The organism is Treponema endosymbiont of Eucomonympha sp., from assembly GCF_001028545.1.
Genome location: NZ_BBPW01000085.1, coordinates 1 through 3,456, shown reverse-complemented (window position 1 = coordinate 3,456; position 3,456 = coordinate 1). Strand labels below are relative to the sequence as shown.

Annotated in this window: 3 protein-coding genes and 1 pseudogene; all 4 read left to right on the top strand. The window is 59.1% G+C overall.

Annotated features, from left to right (window positions below):
* Positions 1 to 494, top strand: a pseudogene (locus tag AWU74_RS04515) (dehydrogenase); the annotation flags it as partial.
* A gap of 557 nt (positions 495 to 1,051) precedes the next feature.
* Positions 1,052 to 1,612 carry a nucleoside 2-deoxyribosyltransferase gene (locus AWU74_RS04510; protein WP_162504806.1) on the top strand — a complete coding sequence of 187 codons (561 nt, stop codon included), beginning with the start codon at positions 1,052 to 1,054 and terminating at the stop codon, positions 1,610 to 1,612.
* Between the two features lie 464 nt (positions 1,613 to 2,076).
* Entirely contained in the window at positions 2,077 to 2,685 is a 609-nt protein-coding gene (locus tag AWU74_RS04505; protein WP_162504805.1) for a Gx transporter family protein, read from the top strand.
* Complete coding sequence (locus AWU74_RS04500) at positions 2,682 to 3,368, top strand: DUF8519 domain-containing protein (RefSeq protein WP_062328050.1); 687 nt, start codon at positions 2,682 to 2,684, stop codon at positions 3,366 to 3,368. Before AWU74_RS04505 ends, AWU74_RS04500 begins: the two co-directional genes overlap by 4 nt.
* Positions 3,369 to 3,456: the final 88 nt, after the last annotated feature.

The window sequence follows — 3,456 nt, the reverse complement described above, 5'->3', positions numbered from 1 at the left end:
GAGTCGTCGTGAATCCGCTCCGGCTCAAGCGCTGGATTCGGAACGAGCTGGAAGCGTCGCTCGTGCTATACTATACCGGCGTGTCGCGGGAAAGCGCAAACATCATCAGGCAGCAAATCGAGAACACGGAAGCGAAAAACGTCAAGAGCATCGAGAGCATGCACGAACTAAAAAAACAGGCGGTGTTCATGAAAGAGGCGCTGCTGAAAGGCGATTTTGCGGGTTTTTCGTCGTGCCTTTTGAACGGCTGGCTTGCCAAGCGGAATATGGCGGCGGCGATTTCAAACAGCTTCCTCGACGAGACGTATCGCTATGCGCTGGATAACGGCGCGGAATCGGCGAAAATCTCCGGCGCGGGCGGCGGCGGCTTCATGATGCTCTATTGCGACCCGAAAAACCGCGTCCGGCTCATAAAGGCGATGAAGGCGCGGGGCGGCGTGGTCTTTACGCCGGGCTTTACCGAAATCGGCACGCAGGCGTGGACGCTCTATTGAAAGCTAGCGTAGCGCCGCGCTTCAGGTCTGGGCAGGCGCGGGGACTGTTTCCGCGCCGTTGCTTTACTGCGCGCCCGACGCGAAAAGCCTTCAAAGACGTGCAAACGGTATTTAAACACGTGCGAACAGCCTTTGAAGAGACGCAAACGGTGTTTGATGAAGCGTAAACGGCTTTCGAAGGAGTACAAACCCTGTCTGAAGGGACGTAAACGGCTTTTGTAGAGGCGTAAACAGATTGTATACACGAATGTTTGACCATAAATTAAGGAATATCGCCATAATCGCGGACGCGCGTATATGCGGCGATGTTTCGGCTTTCGCGCATACATATTTGAAGCCGTTTTGACAAGAGCGGCGGTCGTCAGGTATACTGTTTTGCACAGCGCAAAGGGTCTCTAAGCAAAGACAGACACTGCACAGATTGGAGGACTTATGAAAAGACGTTTGATTTCACCGCTTGCTGTCGCCGCGCGCGGTGCCGTAGCGCCGCTGGCTTTCCGCCGACGGGACGCAAATCTTTTGCGGGCAGCAATGCCTGCTTATTCGGAGTATAAGAAATGACGGCAGCGCTCACCGCAATTGGAATGCTCGGCATATCCGCCTATATCAGCTCCGGGTTCTTCTGTCCCGATACCGTGAACCAGATAGAAAACGTGAAACAGATTCTCAGCGAGGAAGGCTACAGCTATTTCAGCCCGAAAGACAGCGTTTCTATATCGCCAAACGCGCTGAAAGACGGGACAGGCGAAGAAGCAAAACGGGAGCGCAGGGAAGCGTTTGCCAAAGACGTCGGGGGCGTCAGCGCTGCGACGGATTTTGCAATCGTCAACCTGAGCAGAGCTGACGGCGGCACCTACGACCCCGGCACCTTGTTTGAAGCAGGGGTAGCGTGGACGGCGAAAAAACCGATCGTTTATTTCCAGCCGGACGAAGCGGCTATCGAAGCCGCCAAGAACGGAACGAAAAAACTCAACCTTATGATGGCCGAATCTTCGATACGGGTTTTGTACGGCTATGCCGAACTCAGGGCGTTCTTAAAAGAGCTTAAAGCGGGCGGCGATTTCACTTACGAGGGTTTTCAAAAACTAAAGCAGCCGTTTGAAGGGGAAGTAGAGTGACGAGCCGCCGAACTGTCGAACGGGTCGTATACGGGTGGCTGGAATAGAGGCGCAGGGTATACAGGCTGGTTTGCGCGCGATAATGACTGAGCGGCGGGGGTTATCGGCGCCGCAATAGCAGGACATTCAGGCGGGGAGGAGCGCAGGCTTCCCCGCCTTTTTTATGCCCAAACCGTGCGTGCCTCACACTCGACCGTGCAGGGGTCGCCGCAAACTCGGCATAGAGTTTTCCTCCCTTTTGATAAGCCCGCTCGGTGCGCATACGCGAAGCAGAGGGGCAAAACATAGAGGCTTTTGCCCCTCCGCTTTCACCCATAGGCAAGACTATCCCTTGCGCATAGGCAAAAGCCTCTATGCCGTCATAGGGAAGCGGCAAAACCGCTTCCCTATGAGACAAGAAAGGGAACGGGCTTTACCCGTTCCCTTTCTCTCCCGCTCGGTAAGCCCGTCCACCGCTTACCTATATGCCGAGTTCTTTCAAAGAACTCGGTCGTTCCCTACTGGAAACGCCGAACGCCGGAGTGTGCTATGATGACGGTATGAAAGACAAAAAGCTCGTGCCGTTTCTGGCGGCGCTGTGCTTGTTCCTGTCGGCGCTCGAATACGCGGTGCCCAAGCCGCTGCCGTTCCTGCGCGTCGGGTTTGCCAACCTGCCGCTGCTTTTGGCGCTCGGCAAGCTCTGCTTCTCCGATATGCTGCTCCTCGTGCTGCTCAAAACCGTCGGGCAGGGCTTCGTTTCGGGCACGGCGTTCTCGTATGTGTTCCTCTTTTCCGGCGCGGGGACATTCGCTTCGATGCTGGCAATGGTCGCCGTCCGCCGCCTGTCCCTGCGCGCCGGCAGGGGGGAACGCCTCGTCGGGTTTGTCGGCTTGAATATGGCGGGCGCGCTCGCAAGCAACGCCGCGCAGCTTTTGCTCGCCCGCTTCATGCTGTTCGGGCAGAACGCTCGCTATATCGCGCCTGCGCTGCTGTCCGCCGGAAGCGCGTCGGCGTTGCTGCTCGGGCTGTTCGCGGGGGGCTTTGCCCGCGTTTCCCGCTGGTACGCGTCGCTCCCCGCGGCGGATTCGGCATGACGCTTCCCCCAAAGATAAACGCCGCCTGCAGCGCTTTTTTTGCGAGGTGCGCTTCGCCCCGGCAGCTTTTTTTTGCCGCTGCCGCCTGTTTTCCCGCCTTCATGTTACAGCGGAACCTCGCCGTCCTCGCGGCGGAAACCGCGTGCTTTTTTCTGCTGGCGCTCGCCCGCCGCGGCAAAATCAACGCGCTCTCCCCGCTCGCCGTCCTCGCGTGCGTTACCGCATTCGGCGCGCTCACCCCTTACGGCAGGGTCTGGTTCCGCGTCGGATCGTTTCCGGTAACCTTCCCCGCGCTCGCCGGAGGCTTGCGCCGCGCGCTTCTGCTTGACGGAATGGTGTTCCTGTCGCAGTTCGCCGTGTCCCCGCGCCTGACGCTCCCCGGACGTGCGGGCGCAGTGCTCGCCGGCGTCTTTGCCTGCCTCGATCGGCTGACTTCCGGCGCGCCGCCCCTTGCGGCAAAGGCTGCGTTCGCGCGGGGAGGGTTTGCGGGTCTCTTCCGCGCGCTCGACGCTCGCCTGTACGAAGCCTATTATCAAGTTCCCCCGCTTGCCGACGAGCCGCCGCTGCCTAAACCCCAGACGAGCGGCATTCGGCTTCGGCAGACTCGCCGTCCCGCCGCTTCCCTGCTGCTCGTCCTGCCGCCGCTTCTTATGTACGCCGCGCTGTTCCTTCCGCACGGCTAATCGTTATGCGCTCGGCGGCGGCACTGGTAAGCGCCTGCCTATATTCCGGCATATAGGCGCCCGTATCGGGAGTTCAGACATACCCGCC